17 protein-coding genes, 1 pseudogene and 1 riboswitch are annotated in these 17462 nt (G+C 45.9%); of the genes and pseudogenes, 13 read left to right on the top strand and 5 right to left on the bottom strand.

All coding sequences use genetic code 11. From position 1 onward, the window contains the following. Positions 1 to 777: pseudogene (locus B147_RS31825) on the bottom strand (SUMF1/EgtB/PvdO family nonheme iron enzyme); the annotation flags it as partial. Between the two features lie 264 nt (positions 778 to 1041). Between B147_RS31825 and B147_RS0116485 the strand changes: the two are divergent. The 6 genes from B147_RS0116485 to B147_RS0116460 all read left to right on the top strand — a co-directional run bounded on the left by B147_RS0116485 (position 1042) and on the right by B147_RS0116460 (position 6178). After that, positions 1042 to 1812, top strand: a complete 771-nt coding sequence (locus B147_RS0116485) for a ParA family protein (RefSeq protein WP_020588304.1) — start codon at positions 1042 to 1044, stop codon at positions 1810 to 1812. A 10-nt stretch (positions 1813 to 1822) separates the two neighbouring features. After that, positions 1823 to 2236, top strand: coding sequence for a hypothetical protein (locus tag B147_RS0116480; protein WP_020588303.1), 414 nt, complete (start codon positions 1823 to 1825; stop codon positions 2234 to 2236). A gap of 12 nt (positions 2237 to 2248) precedes the next feature. After that, positions 2249 to 3697 carry a DNA topoisomerase I gene (locus tag B147_RS0116475; protein WP_026259695.1) on the top strand — a complete coding sequence of 483 codons (1449 nt, stop codon included), beginning with the start codon at positions 2249 to 2251 and terminating at the stop codon, positions 3695 to 3697. A 133-nt stretch (positions 3698 to 3830) separates the two neighbouring features. After that, complete coding sequence (locus tag B147_RS0116470) at positions 3831 to 4715, top strand: type II secretion system protein N (protein WP_083927922.1); 885 nt, start codon at positions 3831 to 3833, stop codon at positions 4713 to 4715. Positions 4716 to 4775: 60 nt separating this feature from the next. Then, positions 4776 to 5228, top strand: coding sequence for a membrane protein insertion efficiency factor YidD (gene yidD, locus B147_RS33210; protein ID WP_020588300.1), 453 nt, complete (start codon positions 4776 to 4778; stop codon positions 5226 to 5228). Further along, positions 5225 to 6178 (top strand): tetratricopeptide repeat protein, encoded by a 954-nt coding sequence (locus tag B147_RS0116460; RefSeq protein WP_020588299.1) that lies wholly within the window; start codon positions 5225 to 5227, stop codon positions 6176 to 6178. The genes yidD and B147_RS0116460 overlap by 4 nt, the downstream gene beginning before the upstream one ends. A 6-nt stretch (positions 6179 to 6184) precedes the next feature. Here the strand turns inward: B147_RS0116460 and B147_RS0116455 are convergent, their stop codons facing one another. From B147_RS0116455 to B147_RS0116445, 3 genes are read right to left on the bottom strand one after another with little or no spacing between them, the layout of a single operon-like run. After that, a complete protein-coding gene (locus B147_RS0116455) occupies positions 6185 to 6646 on the bottom strand; it encodes a hypothetical protein (RefSeq protein ID WP_020588298.1) in 462 nt (153 codons plus the stop codon). Between the two features lie 19 nt (positions 6647 to 6665). Next, positions 6666 to 7952: a vWA domain-containing protein gene (locus tag B147_RS0116450; protein WP_020588297.1), complete on the bottom strand. Its 1287-nt coding sequence runs from the start codon at positions 7950 to 7952 to the stop codon at positions 6666 to 6668. Between the two features lie 2 nt (positions 7953 to 7954). Beyond that, on the bottom strand, positions 7955 to 8938 hold the full coding sequence (locus B147_RS0116445; protein ID WP_020588296.1) for an AAA family ATPase: 984 nt from the start codon (positions 8936 to 8938) through the stop codon (positions 7955 to 7957). 188 nt (positions 8939 to 9126) lie between these two features. After that, a riboswitch (FMN riboswitch) is annotated at positions 9127 to 9290 on the top strand. A gap of 147 nt (positions 9291 to 9437) precedes the next feature. Between B147_RS0116445 and ribB the strand changes: the two genes are divergently transcribed. The 3 genes from ribB (at position 9438) to B147_RS0116430 (ending at position 13087) form a co-directional block, all read left to right on the top strand. Next, on the top strand, positions 9438 to 10094 hold the full coding sequence (gene ribB, locus B147_RS0116440; protein WP_020588295.1) for a 3,4-dihydroxy-2-butanone-4-phosphate synthase: 657 nt from the start codon (positions 9438 to 9440) through the stop codon (positions 10092 to 10094). Positions 10095 to 10423: 329 nt separating this feature from the next. Beyond that, positions 10424 to 10978, top strand: coding sequence for a recombinase family protein (locus B147_RS0116435; RefSeq protein ID WP_020588294.1), 555 nt, complete (start codon positions 10424 to 10426; stop codon positions 10976 to 10978). A gap of 177 nt (positions 10979 to 11155) precedes the next feature. Further along, positions 11156 to 13087 carry a bifunctional acetyl-CoA hydrolase/transferase family protein/GNAT family N-acetyltransferase gene (locus B147_RS0116430; RefSeq protein WP_020588293.1) on the top strand — a complete coding sequence of 644 codons (1932 nt, stop codon included), beginning with the start codon at positions 11156 to 11158 and terminating at the stop codon, positions 13085 to 13087. A 94-nt stretch (positions 13088 to 13181) separates the two neighbouring features. Here B147_RS0116430 and rlmD read toward each other — a convergent pair whose 3' ends face one another. Continuing rightward, positions 13182 to 14573: a 23S rRNA (uracil(1939)-C(5))-methyltransferase RlmD gene (rlmD, locus tag B147_RS0116425; protein ID WP_020588292.1), complete on the bottom strand. Its 1392-nt coding sequence runs from the start codon at positions 14571 to 14573 to the stop codon at positions 13182 to 13184. Between the two features lie 77 nt (positions 14574 to 14650). On the opposite strand from rlmD, the gene B147_RS0116420 reads away from it, so the two are divergent. The 4 genes from B147_RS0116420 to B147_RS0116410 all read left to right on the top strand — a co-directional run bounded on the left by B147_RS0116420 (position 14651) and on the right by B147_RS0116410 (position 17455). Next, the gene (locus B147_RS0116420; RefSeq protein ID WP_020588291.1) at positions 14651 to 15385 is read left to right on the top strand and encodes an alpha/beta hydrolase; all 735 of its coding nucleotides are present in this window, start codon (positions 14651 to 14653) and stop codon (positions 15383 to 15385) included. Between the two features lie 216 nt (positions 15386 to 15601). Then, positions 15602 to 16291, top strand: a complete 690-nt coding sequence (locus B147_RS33205) for a nitrogenase component 1 (protein ID WP_281167895.1) — start codon at positions 15602 to 15604, stop codon at positions 16289 to 16291. Next, positions 16275 to 16679: a nitrogenase component 1 gene (locus tag B147_RS33200; protein WP_281167894.1), complete on the top strand. Its 405-nt coding sequence runs from the start codon at positions 16275 to 16277 to the stop codon at positions 16677 to 16679. The genes B147_RS33205 and B147_RS33200 overlap by 17 nt, the downstream gene beginning before the upstream one ends. Further along, on the top strand, positions 16676 to 17455 hold the full coding sequence (locus B147_RS0116410; protein WP_020588290.1) for a nitrogenase component 1: 780 nt from the start codon (positions 16676 to 16678) through the stop codon (positions 17453 to 17455). Before B147_RS33200 ends, B147_RS0116410 begins: the two co-directional genes overlap by 4 nt. Positions 17456 to 17462: the final 7 nt, after the last annotated feature.

Here is a 17462-nt window from a genome sequence, read left to right as displayed (position 1 = left end):
TTCGATCTCTTGGTCTTCATCTATCTCTTCGACTTCTTCGAGTTCGTCATCATCAATCTCTTCTATGTCAACATCATCATCAATTTCCTCAACCTCTTCATCAAGAAGGTCTTCGTCCACCTCTTCAATCTCTTGATCGTCATCTATCTCTTCGATTTCTTCAAGTTCGTCATCATCAATTTCCTCTATCTCAACGTCGTCTTCGGGTGAACCGTCACCATCATTGCCTGAACCTTCGTGGTCATCCAAATTTCCGGCGCCAAGCCGGGTAAGCACCTTTTTGATCTGTTCTATGATGTCAACAGACTCACTTTCGGCATCAGGACGCTGCATTTTATCCAGGAACTCAGCCACGGCGTTAAGCACATCACCAGCTTTGGTAGGATCAAATCCATCGGTCTTTACGGCATCACTGAAAGATTGCAGAAGGCTGTTTTTAGCATCCTCCGTCATATCAAAGACATTTGCCTCGGTCAGTGTTATGTCCTCAGGGTTAAGGCCGTTTGCGGACAATTTCTTCAAGTCGCTGTTGATAGAGGACTTAAGGCTGGAGAAATTTCTTCGTTTGGATTTTATTTTTGCAGGATCATCCCCGACATCCCATATCCGACGGATAACACTGTCCCCGTCAATGGACGAAAGATTCTGAATACTGTCTTCGGAAACATAATAGGCAGATATGGCTCGAATGGCCTTATCCTTTATGGAGCCGGGGCGGTAGTTAAGATTTTCTAATGCCTCGGTAATGCCGGACAGTGTGATGGATACATTGGCCAAACCTTAAAATGCTCCTTTTTAAATGATCTTGAAAATTTTAATATTTTTAGCTGAGATGATACGTTTTTTGCCTAAACACATGTTTTAACGTGCTTTTAGTACAAATATTATGATATAAGATATTGTATATTTCAATTGTACAAAAATCTTGATCTTAAGACAAAAATAAAAAATAATTCATATGCTGACCGCAGATGAAAGCCCTGATACTATAACATTCGGCGTTGATAAATTTTTTATGAGTATGTTAAAGAGATAAAAAATATGAGAAATGTATTAACTATTTCAGGGCTGAAAGGCGGAACCGGCAAGAGCACCACAGCCCTTAATCTATCCGCTTCTGTGGCGCTTTATGGGAAAAAAGTCCTGCTGGTTGACTGCGACCCCCAGGCACACGTGTCCCAATGGCGTAAAACTGATTCAAACGGAAATGATTATAACCTCGCACAGGTGCTGGCCGGCAGAATACGCGTTCCTGATGCCGTATACGGCACAGATATTGACGGACTATATATCCTGCCGGCAGGTTTCGATCTTTTTTCCATATCCCTTAAACTTAGCAAACACATGGACAACGAAAAGCTTGTTCGCCTGGTTATTGATGAGATCAAGCATGACTACGACCTGATCATTCTCGATGCACCGTCATCCTGTGGATATCTGAGCCTTGCCGCTATGACGGCAGCAGACTGGCTTGCAGCAGTGGTCATCCCTAATGAAAACTGGGTCAATGATTTTTATTCACTGATTAGAATTGTCCGGTACATACGCACATCCCACAATACACCGTTAGGCATTGCAGGAATATTGTTCAACAGATGCAATAGTGAAAAACAGATGGAACATCGTGCGGTTCCCGAAGTGTTGGAACAAATTCGTCCCCTGATCTACAAAACCATGATCCCTGACGATGAAATGCTTGACAAGGAAGGGGCCTCCCTGAGTCCGCTGTCTTTGTACGATATTAAAGCCCAGGCTTCCCAGGCTTATCTTGGGATCGCCAGGGAGATTATCGGTTCATTCAATTTAAAATGAGGAGACTCCATTGAAATTGACCAATCCAGAATCTATCCAGGAAAGTGAAAAAGAGTTTATTGATACCATAAATGCCGAACTTGACTGGGATGTCATCGAGCAGATGCTGCTTGACAAACATAATTTTGCGGTTCAGGATGACATTGAATATAAGGATGGAAATCTTATCGTCTACAACAACGAAATCGCATACAAATTTGATTTCGAAATCAAGGTTCCCCTTTCGGTAATATTTAACCGCGGCGGTGAATGCTTATCCATGTCAACCACCAGAGAAGATGAGGTGCTTGAAAACAACGAAGACGTGGAAATTCAAAATTCGCCAACAACTCAAGCGTTTAATGGCGAACCGGACAAAAAAAAAGTTGAGGATATGGCTGTTGAGATCGCAGATTTGATCTCTGAAATTAACAATAAAGAGTAAGGGAGTATGGATATGCCGGAGGGCAGCAGCACCAAGCGGGAGTCAGTCAGGAAACAGTTGGATGAAATTCTAGCCAAGGAAATCACCGCGTTTATTGATGTAGATTCCAATATGGCGCTGATGTCTTTCAATCTTGCCACCATCTCTTGTATCGTCATCAGTGTGGATCGGGAACGTGAAATCAAGGCGTATCCGGACTCTCCTCCGGAACGATTCAACCGCAAAAGCTTTACATCCGAACTTGTGGATATCGGACTTGATCAGGACGATTACCTTGACAAGGCCATATCAACCGTTTTGGGATCCGGTTACATCAAAACACTTGCCAATGGTGAATTCAAAGCGGAAATGCCTGCTTTTATGATGGTCGGTTTTTTAGACTCCATGTTTCCGGGTATGCAGGGCCTTAACTTGATCGCGTTTGTTCTTCAAATAAATGACGAAGTCAATTCCGGCCGAAAAAGTCTCGACCTTGCAAAACAAAGCTTTGAAACAACCCTTAAAACCCGTGGTGTTTCAGTGACAAAAGACCGCGCACAGGAACGGGCAACCGAAATGGTCAAAGGGGTTCACAAGTCAGTCACTGTACAGTCAAAACAAATTTCAGCAAGGTTGAAAAAAGAAAAACTCAACAAATTATCCCAGCTGATGAAATCCAGAAAACAGCGGACTGACGGCTATCAGGAAAAGGTCAAAATTAAAAATCTTTTTGACAAAGAGCCAAGCCCTGAAGAAATTGAAGCTGAAAAACAAAAAGCCAGGGAAGCTGAAGAAGCATCCTTGAAAGCCGCAGAGCTGGAAAAAGAATTAGCGGAAAAAGAGAAGAAAATTAAAGAAGCAGAGGTTGCTGCACAGGAACTTGCAGAAAAGCTTAAAGCGATTGAAGAAAAAGAAATAGCTGCCGAAGAAGCCAGGGCCAAAGCCATGGAAGCCCAGGAAAAAGCCGAAGCCCTTGCGGCAAAAGAACGGGAAATGGCTGAAAAGGAAGCCAGACTTTTAGCCCTTGAGGAAGAATTTAAACGCAGGGAAGAAGAGGCGAAAAAGGAGACTGAGGCCAAAGAACTTGAAAAAAAGCAAGCAGATGGAGCAAAAGTCGAAGATGATATTGAGTCCAGAATCGCCGAGTTTGAGCAGACTTTGGCCATGCCCTGCCCTGTGTGCAGAGATGGCAGGGTTGAAGAAAAAACCACGGACAAAGGAAAAATTTTCTACTCCTGCAGCCAGAAGGATTGTCGGTTCGTCTCCTGGGATAAACCCTATCATTTTGAATGTCCATTGTGCAAAAACCCCTATTTGATTGAATTCACCACCCCTGCAGGCACCCTGGGGCTTAAATGTCCCAGGGCGTCATGCACCTATTCCCAGGACAACCTGCTTGCACCCGTTCAGCATATGGCCGCGACAGCAGAACCTGCACCAAAAAAGAAAAAACTGGTCAGACGCGTCAAACGACGGCGATGAACCTTGCCCGGATATATGAATAATTCTTTTCAGTATCTTCTCATTATTTTTTAGTTTGATTTTTATAAAAAAGTATGGGTAACTGACACAGATCTTTTAACTTTTGTTACGGAGGCAATGCCTTTAAACGAAAATGAAGCCGATATTTACTATAATTTTAATAGGTTTAATAATAATAGTTGCATTCCAGGTATATGCCTTGGTCAATCCGCTGACTGATACACCCAAGACACAACTATCCTTAAATAACCCAGAGATAGACAATACCCAACCCCAATCAACATTGAAACGCATTCAACCTGTCAAGCTATATAAAATCATTGAAAAGGTTACCCAGCGAAATCTTTTCAAGGTTGAAGTAAACGGTAAACAAAAAAAGGCATCTGAACCCTTGGATCTGAATCTTGAGAAAACCAGCCTGAAACTGACCCTTTGGGGCACGGTAACAGGGCAAAAAAAACAAGATGGCTGGGCTGTAATAAAGGATATAAAAACAAAACAGCAGGAGTTATACCGGGTCAATGATAAAATTCAGGGTGCCAACATTAAAGCCATATTACGAAACAAGGTTATTTTAACAGTAAACGGCAAAGATCAAATTCTTGAAGTAAATACGGATCAATTGCCCTCACAGAACAGAAAACGTGGTTTTTCTGACAAAAGACCCACACAGCCACGGCACAACATCCCGAATCAGCAGGAAATGCCTGATGTGGTATCCCAGTCGAATCAATTGTTTAAAACCCGGCCCTTTTTTAGAAACGGCGAAGCGTCAGGTGTTATGATTTACAGTATTAAAAAAGACTCCGTGGCCCAGCTGTTAGGTCTTCGAAACGGGGACATTATCCAGGCCGTTGACGACGTTGAAATTCAAGATGTCCAGGATCTTGAAAGTTTTGATGACAACATCGACGACCAATCAGATATTACCATTTCCATCCTCAGACGTGGGAAACCCAAAGAACTGGTTTTCAGTGGACAGGATAACGCGTATACCGTCAATGAGGTTGAACAGTAACAGCCATGGGCTGACCAGACTCAACCCACAACAAAAATTTTATAATCTATATAGATTACATTGAAAACATTTATTCTTTTATTTTTATGCCTTCTCATTTTAAATGCGCAACCTACTGTAATTTGGGCTCAGGACCCAACGGAAAACAACAAAACCGACACCAATCCCATAATTAAATTTTATCAGAGGCACATATCCGGCATCGACGGCAATCGCTGCCCCATGTATCCGAGTTGCTCCCAGTATTGTAACCAGGCCATCCAAAAACATGGATTCGGCCTTGGCTGGATCATGGCCTGCGACCGTCTACTCAGGTGCGGCAGGGATGAGGTTCGCCTTTCTCCCCACATCAAGGTCAATGGACGCGAATTAACATTTGATCCGGTCAGTGCCAATGATTTCTGGTGGTTTTCACCTAAATCGCCTGCCATTGAAAATGACTCAACAGCAAAAAAATTGTATCATTCAGGTTCAGGCCGGATGTCGGATTTAAATCCGGATCAACAAAAATGAAGCATCTGCTGATATCCCTGGCCGTTCTTGCATTTATTTGGGGCTTTAGTTTACCCTATGCCCTTGCAATACCCGATGATCAACCCGGCCTCTCTATTACGGCAGACATGCAGTTTGACTATGCCCTGACACTTTTTGAACAAAAAGATTTTACTGCGGCCCAGGTGGAATTTAAACGGTTTCTCCATTTTTTTCCCCAGGATCCCAGGCATGAACGTGCCGATTATACCACAGGCGTTGCCCTGTTTCACTCAGGACAATTTTATGAGGCTGCCAAACGATTTGATACAATTATCCGTCAGTCCAAGGATAAAGACAGTCCCTGGGCCCGGAAATCCTGCTTTATGCAGAGTCAAGCCTTTGAGGCCATGGGCAACACAGGTTATGCCCAGGTTGTTTTGCAAAATTATTTAAAACTGACCCGGGACACCGAAACAAAAGACCGGATTTATCTGGAACTTGCCCGTATGCATATCCAGAACACCGGGAACCTTGGAAAAGATGAACTTGACTTTGCCCGTAAAAATCTGTTGCTGATCAGCCATGAAAAACAGCGGGAATTCAAGGTAGCAAAGCAACTAAAAGCCATTGACAAAGCCGAAAACGCACCCACAAAAAGTCCTGTCCTTGCAGGGGTTTTGGCCATTATCCCCGGGGGGGGGATGCTCTATTGTGAACGGTACAAAGACGCCTTTATCAATTTCTGCTTTAATACAGGATTAATCTGGGCCGCATACACGGCCTTTGACCATGACAACCCCGCCCTAGGCGGTGTCATTACCTTTATGGAGACCGGCTTTTATTCGGGCAATATTTATGGCTCCATAACAGCCGCCCACAAGTACAACAAAGCCGCCCAGATAAAAATCCTGAACAAAACCTTTGAATTTGAACCGGGATTTGATCCGGTCAATAAATCTTTTTTTCTGAAACTAACCCATGGGTTCTAAATAATATTATCCGAACAGGGATAACAGACGATCGGCTGTAACCTTTGATGCAATCCGGCTTCGGGTATCATCACTGATGTCAAGACTGCCTGTTTGTTCCAACGGGGATTGTTCATAAACGCTGCGCACTTTTTTTTCGTATTCTTCCCGAAGTTTTCTAAAAGATGACGCCACTTCCGGGTATTGTCCCGAATCTTTAAACGGCAAACGGATAAATCCATCTGAATACCCGTCTTTGAAATAGGGCACCTGAAACACATGATATCTGTCCGGTTTCCATGATGGGCTTCGTTCGTGTTCACCCGGCAGACAATAGCTTAAATGAGAACCTGGAATCATGGGTATATCGCTTTCAATCCGCACTGCGTGGATGGCCAACTCTTTTTCAAATGATTCAAGACTTATTGTATATGTAAGCCTGGGCCTGAAATTTCCCCGTTTTTTTTTAATCTGCCAATTGATTTTCATATTACTATTTCCGAGTCTCTCAAGTATCATCATCAGGCAACATATCGATTATTTCTCCGAATGGCGGCGTGAAACCGCCATGTCCGGTCCTTATCCAAAGCACCGGATAGGCGGGGGTGAATGAGGGGAAACGCATGCACTCCATATCTGTAAAAAACAGCAGGCAGAACGGATGAATACCCTGGTTTTCGATAAAGTCAAACACCACAGTGAAATCTGTTCCCCCGCCACCTTTAGGCGCAAAGGACAGATTTAAGTCTTCCATGGAAATCATTTCATATCCCGTGACAGCCATATCCGCATAAACCAGGTGTATAAGACTTGGATTCATGGACAAAATGGCCTGAAGTTCGGCCCCAAACCGTTCAAGTTCAGCAGGTTTAATGCTGCCTGAGGTATCTACGGCAAGCACAAGCTGGGGCAGTTGATCCGACACAAGACTTGGAAAATAAAGGTCCTGGTGAATATATCTGCGATTGGGCCTTGTCCAGGTATAGTCATGGCGTGCGGATTGCTGGATAAACCGGGAGAGCAAGGCTGTCCAGGGCAGCGTGGGGCTGAAGCGTTCTCTGACCAGGATGTCTGCTCCCTTTGGAAGTTTTCCCATGTGCCTGGCATTGGAGGCCGCCTGGATTAATGCCTGATCCCAGTCCGTATCCCCATCATTGTGTTCTGAAAAGGTTTTATTCTTTGGCTCGGAGCCATCCCTGACTTCACCTGTCCCCCCTGGATCCGTATTCTCATCCGGGCCGGGTTCTTTTTCAACGCCATTTTCGGGATCATCTGTGGCTGAACTGTGTTTCTCCTCATCTTTTTGTTCTTCATCCTGGCTGGCTGTTTGTGCCGAAGGATCAGAATCATTATTTTCCTCGCTCTCGGATTCTTCTTCCCCCTGCCCTTCCATCAAGCGGGTATAGACCTGTTCTGCCGTTTTTCCGATATATGCCTCATCCCAAAGGAACCCGTCGGGTAGATCCAATCCCGCGTCCAGCAAAATAGGGTTAATGACATAGTCACAGGCTTTATTCCAGGTCTGAGGATCTTTATCTTTTCTGCGCAGATGATGGTTGCAGGCAGAATGCATCACCGTATGGGCGGACAGGCCCACAAGTTTTTCACGGGGAAGGATATTAATGTAGTTTGGATTGTAACCGAAAGTTTTTCCGTTGGTCCAGGCAGTCCTGCAGGTCCGGTCCTCTTTGAGTGTCAGACGCATGGCAAGGGATGCAAAAAACGGGTGGTTTAACACCATGTCAGCCCTTGCTTTAAGCAACCGGTTTTTTGCCTGTTTATCTTCTATTGTCAATGTTACACCAAAATTTGTGCATTCATGGATGCCCAGTCAGAAAAAGCAGGGGTTTCAACGATCCTAGGGGTTTTACGCACAGCTTCACGCATTAAAAGCACGGAAAATTCAGGGGGCAGGCGTTGGACCCAGGACATAACAAGACAAATATTATCAAGCGTCATGGCTGCGCCCATCATTTCACTTAGGGCAAAAAGGACGGCAGGATTATCCGGAACAGGTATGCCGCGGGGATCAGAAATGATATCCGAGGGCGAAGGCAATTGGTTCCATAGCTCAAGAAATCCTGAAAACTCAGCTGCCGCCCCTTTTCCCACAGCCCCTGCAACAAGCTCATAAATCATTTCAGGATCCGGATTTGATTCTAAAAGCTTTGATACAAACTCCCAGGATCGTGGGGACGCAAAAGCCCGTGTTTCTCTTTTGGGATCAAAATCATGCAACAGCGAGGGCCTAAATCGTATAAAAGCCCGCACCTGCCTGGATATACCATATTCTTGAGCCCATTCAAGCCACTGATCCGTATCTACTTCAAAATCAATATGTACAAAACGATTTGCCAGCGCCGACGGCATCCTGTGCGACACCGCACGGTCCTGTTCCCGGTTGCCTGCGGCCACAACAGCCCAATTGTCAGGCAACCGGTATTCGCCAAGTTTTCGATCAAGTACCAGTTGGTAGCATGCCGCCTGAACCAGGGGCGGGGCTGCATTAAGCTCATCAAGGAACAGAACGCCCGAGCCTTCAGTGGGTAGAAATGCCGGGGCACACCAGTGGGACAGGCCATCTTGGCTGATCCTGGGAAGTCCTCTAAGATCAACCGGATCCAGAAGAACCGCTCTGATGTCAACAAGATTCAGGCCAAGAGATGCTGCGGTCTGCCGGACAATCTGGCTCTTACCGATGCCGGGCGGCCCCCATATGAAAACCGGCTGTAGAGTGGATAAAAGACAAGTCAGAGCTGCTTTTACTTTAGATGATTTCATGTTTTCGCCTTAAATAATAATTTCAGTTACAACTTTTACTATCTTAATTTATTTTTTGTGTCAATATTTTATTAGTCACGCAATACTTTTACAGAAAAACCAAACTTGGGAAATCTTCTACGAATTATAAGGTATTATTTTTATCCTGGTAAGGGATTGACATCAATCCTTTACCGGCGTAGTATCCTCTGCGTTCTCAGGGCGGGGTGAAATTCCCCACCGGCGGTAACCTGGCAGTTTGAGGTCAAATTCCAGGAAGCCCGCGAGCGCTTTGCCGCTTTTTTCGCAAAGGTCAGCAGATCTGGTGAAACTCCAGAGCCGACGGTTATAGTCCGGATGGAAGAGAATAAGCAAAAAGACACAATACTATTGCGTTTACAGATTACTGCCGGCTTTTGTCGGCAAGTAACCGTATGGCAATGGATGGTGTTATCTTGCCTTTTTATTCCCACGCCCTGATTCATGTATTAATTTATAACACTTATCGAGGAGTTGAATCATGAATCAGAATCCTTTAAACCAATTTGGAAATTCCCAGCAGCGTTTACAGGCCGGACTTGAAGCCCTTCGCCGGGGCTCAGGCGTTTTGGTGGCCGACGATGAAAACCGGGAAAATGAAGTGGACCTCATTTTTGGGGCACACAGCCTTAGAGTAGACCAGATGGCAATGTTGATCAGGGAGTGCAGCGGCATTGTCTGTCTGTGTCTTCCCCATGCAAAGGTTGCAAACTTAAACCTTTTTCCAATGGTAAAAAACAACACAAGCCAATACCAGACCGCCTTCACAGTATCCATAGAGGCGGCCAAGGATGTCACCACAGGCGTTTCCGCCCAGGATCGATTAACAACCGTTCAGGCGGCCATTGCCGAAGATGCGGCGCCGGATGATCTCAATCGTCCCGGCCATATTTTTCCGTTACAGGCAAAACCCGGGGGCGTCCTTGAACGCGCCGGGCATACCGAGGCCACAGTTGATCTTATGAGCCTGGCGGGGTTACCCCCATACGGGGTTTTATGCGAACTTACAAATCCCGACGGAACCATGGCCAGGCTTGCTAAAGCTGCACAGTTTGCTATAGATAACGGCTTTACGATGCTCACGGTTGAAGATATCATAAATTACAGACTTGGGGTACAAACGGTTAAAGCATCATAATTTTTTCCCGGCATCCGCAAACTTTTTTTTGCCGGATGCCGGAAAACAAAAATTCGTTCTCCTGGTGTAACGCCTTTTTCGCCAATTCATTAAAAAGTTTTGACTTTTTTCATAAATCTATGTTAAATAATTTAATTATTGTGCTATTTTGTTCTTAAATAGGTAATGTTCAATAATCCGGCTGAACTTCATTCATTTAATATCCAGAAGCGACTCAAGTACCTAAACAGTATTATTGAACGGTATTCTTACGTTAAGTTCTATTTCTCAATACATAGCAATTTTTATGTGTAATTTTGAGAGATCTTAACCATACGGAGGAAACTTCATTGAACGATTTTTTAAAAAATCTGAGAAATTCCGGTAAAAAGGAGACCTCGTCCATAAAAAAAAACATGGACACCAACTACTTTACGCCCGGAGAACGGCGTATCCCAAAAGAAAGACGACCCTCCGCCTTTACCCGGTCCAATGCCATACCGGAAAAAGAAGCAAGGAAACAGGAACTCGATGACCTGATTCCGGTTATTGCCGAAAACACCACGCAACTGGTCAAAGAAATCGGCCGGTTGGCAGAGGTAAGTGAGATCATCATGGAATCCCAGATACGCCAGCAGAATGCCATGGCTGATTTTTTTGAATCCTTGAAAACGCTTATGGCAAACAGGCAAACGGTGGATGACATGCCGATTGCAACGACCAGCTACGCCTCGGGCACCCATTACACCAAAGATGACATCATCGCCACCATCAACAGGATGCGGGATCAGGGCGCCACATTTTCAACGATTGCTGAATATCTAAGAGATAAAGGCATTCCGACCTTTTCTGGCCGGGGGCAATGGCATGCCCAGACCATTCACAGGCTTTGCAAACAAATTTAACCTTTATTCCACCTGTATTTAAATTGATGCATTTAAGCTTAGTTTAATATTCACAACCGTATATTTTTTATATATGATAATCCCCGCCTTTACATTTTTATGTAAAACCATATCTGCCTTTGAATAAGGAATATAAAAACCGCTTTCAAGCAGACAATAAATATTGGGGGGATGACTATGGCAAAATCCACTTACTGGGCAGATTCCTACGTAGATAAATGTTGCAGCGCCCAGGCGGCCCTGAAACATATCCGGCCTGGTCAACGCGTATTTATAGGCTCATCCTGCGCTGAGCCCCAGCATCTTGTCAAAGAGTTATCCGCGATCTCTGCAAGATTCACTGATCTAGAAATCGTGCGCCTGCTCAGCATTGAAAGTGGACCGCTGACGCTTATTGCCAATGAGCCCCACTCTCAGCAGTTCAACATCAGATCCTTTTATTTAGGGTCCTGCGGTCCAAGCATTATCAGAAAAAATCAAAGATTTATTACGCCTGCGAACCTGTACCAGATCCCACATCTGTTCAAATCCGGGCTCATGCCGTTGAATGCGGCGCTGATCCAGGCATCACCGCCCGATGACTTTGGGTGGATGAGTCTTGGCATTTCCGTGGATATCAATCTTTCGGCCTGTGAAACTGCTGATATTGTCATATGCCAGATTAACCCCCAAATGCCACGGGTCCTGGGCAGAAGCTTTATCCATGTTAATGATGTTGATTTTATTGTGGAACATGAGGCCCCGCTTTTAACCATCCAACCGCGTCCTGAGCATGAGTCCAACAATATTATTGCCAAACATATTTCACGTCTCATCGAAGATGGTTCAACCATCCAGACGAGTCTGAGTTTAACCTCTGGGGCAGTTATGTTGGCTTTGTCAGGTAAGAATGATATTGGAATTCATTCACAATACCTGTCGGATGCAATCATGCATCTTTTCTCCATTGGGGTGATCACCAATAAGAAGAAAGGATTTAATAACGGCAAGCTTGTTGCCAGCGCAGCCGTAGGCTCCTCATTGCTTTATGAGTTCCTTGACGACAACCCTTCCATTGAATTTTACCCATCGGATTATACCAACAACCCGGGAATCATCGGTCGCCACAATAAAATGGTCACGCTGAACACGGCCATGGCCATTGATCTAACCGGCCAGGTGGCTGCCGATGCCTTGCCGCTTAACAACTACACCGGGATTAACGGCCTACTTGATTTCACCCGGGGAGCAGCCATGTCCGAAGGTGGAAAATCCATCCTTATGATGACTTCCACCATGGATCACGGACAAAAAAGTCGAATCGTACCACGTATAGCAGAACACGCGGTGGTGGTGCCAAGGGGAGATGTCCAGTTTGTGGCAACAGAATACGGGCTGGTGAATCTTTTTGGTAAAACACTTCAGGAACGGGTTATGGCGCTGGTATCCATTGCACACCCGGACTTCAGGGATGAGTTGTTTGCCGCAGCCAAGGATATGGGCCTGATTAACAGTGACCGCAAATTTAAAGAAGCCATTAAAGGCGTCTACCCGCTTCAATATGAGGAAACCATTGTCATAAAAGATATTCCCATTACATTCAGACCGGCAAAACCGACGGATGAACGGTTTATCCAGGAACACTATTACACCATGAATCGTGGAGATATTGTTTCCAGGTTCTTTCATGAGAAAAAAAGTTTTGCCTATGATCAAATAGATACCACCTATGAAATTGATTATATCAATGACCTGACCATCGTCGCGACCATAGGCGAACTGGGATTTGAAAAAATTATTGCTGTGGGCGAGTATTTCAGAAACACGATCATCAACATGGCCGAAGTTGCTTATTCCGTATCAAAAGAATTCCAAGGCATGGGAGTTGCTGAAATCCTGCAGAAGAAACTCAATCAAGCGGCCATTGACAACGGTATTAAAGGACTGATCGCCTATACGTCTCCACACAACAAAGGCATGATCAGCCTTTTTCACAAGCAACCATATAAAATCACAACTGAAAAAAATGAAGACATGCTTATTTTAAGCTGTGTATTCAGTGAACCTAAAGAAGGTGACGATGATGACGGCGGTAAAGCCCTGGGAGACGCCATTCTATCCATGGGCTAAATTTTAGATTCTTGACACGCCTGAACCAAATCTCTTGTTTGGGAGCAAAGTTGCCCATATGTAAGAAGCAGATGGGTGGCTTTGCCTCCAAACACTAACTTTTTTTCACAAGCAACGCCACAGATTCTATATGATAGGTGTGGGGAAACATGTCCACAGGGGTTACTTCCAGCACGGCATAACGCGCAGCGAGCATCTCAAGGTCCCTGGCAAGGGTTGCAGGATTGCAGGAGACATAAACGATTTTTTCCGGTGAATGGGCCAACACGTGTCCCACCACATCTTTGTGCATGCCCACCCTGGGCGGATCAATGATAATCACATCCGGCTTTTCAGGAACCTGCCCAAAGACATCCTTGATGTCCCCTTCCAGAAAGGTACAATTATCAATGCCGTTCAAATTAACATTTTCCCTTGCGTCGACCACAGCAGAATGAACAATTTCAATTCCGTATATTTTTTTTGCCTGACCGGAAAGCCAAATGGGAATGGTTCCTGTGCCTGAATAGAGATCCAAAACTGTCTGGGATCCGTCAAGACCTGCATATTCACTAACTTTGGTATACAGTTTTTCACAGGCCCGGGTATTTGTCTGGAAAAACGAGTTTGCCGAAATTTTAAACTGATAACACCCGAGCATTTCGATGAGATGATCTTCGCCGTAGACAAGTATCTCTTCCTTGCCCGTGGAGACCCCGGACCGGGAATCAGTGATATTATTGACAATACAGCTTATCTGGCTGAATTTTTCCACAAGCGTTTTGCTTAAAGCTTCGATTACGTCAGATTTTCTTTCACTGGTCACAAGATTTACCATCCATTGGTCCCTGGCCACGGAATGTCTTAGCATGACAAAGCGCCAGAACCCTTCATGTCTGCGCAGATGATATGCAGCAAGCCCGGATTCGGCCACAAAGCCACGGATGGTCTCTAAAATGTCATTACCCAGGGCCGGCATAATATGGCAGTTATGAATATCAATCACCTTGTCAAAGGTGCCGGGTACATGCAGTCCAATGCCAAAGCCTTTTTTAACGGATTCATCAGCCAGTTCCTCCGGCATGAGCCAGCGCATGGAAGAGCAGGAAAATTCCATTTTATTTCGATATTCGTAGACGTAATCCGAGGGCACAACATCGGTGACCCGGACATCTTTTAAGCGCCCGATGTGCGCCAGCGACTCGACAACATGGCGCTTTTTGTACTCAAGCTGGCGCTCGTAAGGCAACTGCTGCCATTTGCAGCCCCCGCAAAACCGGTTGTACTCGCACCTTGCCTCCTGGCGAAGAGGCGAAGGGGTGACAATACTGATCAGCCGCCCTTCGGCCCAGGATTTCTTTTTTTTGGAAATCTTTACAAAAACCCGGTCTCCGGGAACACAACGGTCCACAAACACGGGAAACCCTTCGGGTTTGGCCAGACCTTTGCCGCCATAGGCAAGGTCAATGATGTCAAGTTCGTAGGTTTTTCTTTTTTTAACGGGCATTTTATACTATATCTTGGATCATATGGTTGAAGTAAAAAAAGTTGGCTAATATACAAAGATATGAGCACAAAAACAAGATGAAAATAATAGAAACAATTTTTACAGTTGATGAATTGACCCTGAAAGGCACCCTTCATCTTCCCCCATGCCCTATGCCGCCCCTTGTTGTGGGGTCCCACGGCCTTGAAGGCAGCCGGAACTCGGCAAAACAGCTGCTGTTGTCAAAAGTTCTGCCTACAAATAATATTGCGTTTTTCCGTTTTGACCACAGAGGATGCGGCGACAGTCAGGGCAGTTTTGTCGACGACACCAGTATTGAAAAACGCGCAAGGGATTTTTGTGCGGCAGTGGGCCACGTGCTTGACATGGGGGTTACATCAAACCGGATTGCCCTGTTTGGCTCCAGTATGGGCGGTGCCACCTGTATAAAGGCCTGGCATGACCTTGAATGTGCAGGATTCAGGATTCAGGGTGCTGTGTTGTGCGCCTCCCCCGTGAACACCCGGACCATAAAAAGGATACCTCTGGCAGGCAATGGCAAGCGCCCTGCCCTTTCATTGGATTTTTTCAAGGAGAACCTTTTATATGATCTTTCCAACCATGCAAAGGTGTTGCATCATGTCATGATTTTCCACGGTCGTGCCGATGAGGTGGTCCCGATGGAAAATGCAGAGATCCTCTATGCCGCCATGCAACCGCCCAAAGAGATGATCCTTCATGACGGCGGCGATCACCAGATGAAAAACCGGGCACACCAGCAGGATTTTGAGGAAAAAATGACAGCCTGGTATAAATCTGTATTCAATATATAACAGACATGGGCTGACCTGGTCTATCTACACCCAGGCTTCGGCCTACAACAAAGATAGAAAGAATCCAGCTACTTGCTGGAGACTTTCATATAAGCCTCACTCCCATATAGAGCAACCCCATATAATTTGCCAGGTCAAATTTCGGTGGCTTGTGTAATGATCTTGTAAAACCTTAAGGATATTCCGGACAGGTACTGGTACGGCAGCCGACCCGAATTGATCGAGTTGAAAAAGGCATTGCTGGAGCTGATTGACAAATATTCACCCAAAGCCGCCTTTATATACTGTACCTGCATTGTGGGTATCATTGGTGATGACGTGGATGCGGTCTGCCGCCAGGTGGAAGAAGAGACCAACATTCCCGTCATCGCTGTGCACTCTGAAGGATTTAAGGGCACCAAAAGAGACGGGTACAAAGCCGCCTGTGACGCCTTGTTCAGTCTGATTGAAAGAAACAAGGAGCCCCAGGTCACCATCCCCGACTCCATCAATATCCTGGGAGAATTCAATATTGGCGGAGAGACATGGATCATAAAAAAATATTATGAAGCCATGGGGGTAAAGGTGGTCTCCGTGATCACCGGAGACGGCCGGGTGGAGGAAGTGATGCAGGCGCGCAATGCAGCCCTGAACGTGGTCCAGTGTTCAGGTTCGGTCACCCACCTGGCAAAGCAGATGGAAAAAGAGTACGGCATTCCTTTTATAAGGGTCTCCTACTTTGGCATTGAAGACACTTCGGATGCCCTGTACCAGGTGGCGGTACACTTTAAGAAATCCACTGAGATCTTAAAAAAGACCCAGGATCTGAATAAAAAGGAAGTACAGGCCATTGTTCCCCGCCTGGAGACCATGAAAAAAAGATCTTGCAGGCAAAAAAGCCGCCATATACGTGGGCGGCGCCTTTAAGGCATTCTCCCTGATCAAGGCATTGAAAACCCTGGGCATGGAAGTGATCCTGGCCGGCTCCCAGACCGGTACCAAGGAAGATTATGAGGTGCTCCGGCAGATGTGCAACGACGGCACCGTAATTTTAGATGATTCACCCCCCCCTGAATTGGCCAAATATGCCGTTGAGAAGGACGCGGACCTGTTTATCGGCGGGGTCAAGGAACGCCCCATTGCCTATAAAATGGGCATCGGGTTCTGCGACCATAACCACGAACGAAAAATTCCTCTGGTGGGATTTGAAGGCATGGTTAATTTTGCAAAAGAAGTACACGAAACCGTGACAAGCCCGGTATGGGATCTTGTACCCAGGCGGCAGAACCCGGCCGGAAAGGAAAGTGCGATATGACCACGAGCAAACTTAATAAAGAGACACCTTCATATACCCCCACCCAGAATGCGTGCAAAATGTGCACGCCTCTCGGGGCCACACTGGTGTTCCAGGGAATTGAAGGCAGTGTGCCCCTGCTCCACGGCTCCCAGGGGTGCTCCACCTATATGCGGCGATACCTGATCTCCCATTACAAGGAGCCCGTGGATATTGCCTCATCCAACTTTACCGAAGAGACAGCCGTCTTCGGCGGCGGTGCCAACCTGAAACTGGCCATTGAAAACGTGACACGCCAGTATGCACCGGCCATGATTGGTATAGCGACCACGTGTCTTTCTGAAACCATTGGTGATGATGTCCAGTTAATTTTAAACAGCATGGGCAACGCCATCGGGGACACTGCCCTGGTCCATGTATCCACACCATCATATACCGGCACCCACGTGGATGGATTTCACGGAGCCGTGGCCGCAGTGGTGGACCGCTTCAATCCGCAGGGAACAAGGACCGTGAACGGGTCTAAGGAAGGGGAATCAATTAACCTGTTTCCCGGCATGCTCTCCAACGAAGATCTGCGGCCTGAAATCATCATCGGCAACTCCAAAGGATATGCCATGGCAAGACGGCTGAAAATCCCCATGGTCCGGGTGGGATTTCCCATCCATGACCGAATTGGCGGCTCGCGTATCCTGCACGTCGGCTACAAAGGGGCACTGCAGTTGTTTGACAATATTGTAAACACAATTCTTACGGCAAAACAGACTGAATCCAGAATAGGATACTCATACATGTAAAATTGGG

This window comes from Desulfobacter curvatus DSM 3379, assembly GCF_000373985.1.
GTDB classification, from domain to species: Bacteria; Desulfobacterota; Desulfobacteria; order Desulfobacterales; family Desulfobacteraceae; genus Desulfobacter; species Desulfobacter curvatus.
Note: the sequence above shows the minus strand (reverse complement) of the source record. Positions and strands in the feature narration are given on the sequence as shown.